Raw genomic sequence first — 383 nt, forward strand, 5'->3', positions numbered from 1 at the left:
AACGCAAGAGGGCGATCACCACGGTGGGGTCGATGACTGGGGTGAAGTCGTAACAAGGTAGCCGTAGGGGAACCTGCGGCTGGATCACCTCCTTAATGAAGATATCTGATTGGCAAGAATCCACAACAAGTTGTTCTTTGGTTGATGTATCGAAGTTTAATAAAGCGAGCTTAAGCAATAAAAGGTTGCTAAAGCAACCGAAAATCCACCTAAGGGATTTTCGGCTCAAAGCTAAAATTGCGTTGCAATTTTAAACGCTTTTCGGGTCTATAGCTCAGTTGGTTAGAGCACCGTGTTGATAACGCGGGGGTCATAAGTTCAAGTCTTATTAGACCCACCATTAAATTGGGGCCATAGCTCAGTTGGTAGAGCGCCTGCCTTGC

Annotated in this window: 1 tRNA gene and 1 rRNA gene; both read left to right on the forward strand. The window is 46.2% G+C overall.

The features are described 5' to 3' along the window. Positions 1-95 (forward strand): 16S ribosomal RNA (locus AZ602_RS09920); the annotation flags it as partial. Between the two features lie 168 nt (positions 96-263). Further along, a tRNA-Ile gene (locus AZ602_RS09925) sits at positions 264-340 on the forward strand. Positions 341-383 lie beyond the last annotated feature (43 nt).

This window comes from Moraxella sp. RCAD0137 (assembly GCF_002894025.1).
Classification (GTDB): Bacteria; Pseudomonadota; Gammaproteobacteria; order Pseudomonadales; family Moraxellaceae; genus Moraxella; species Moraxella porci.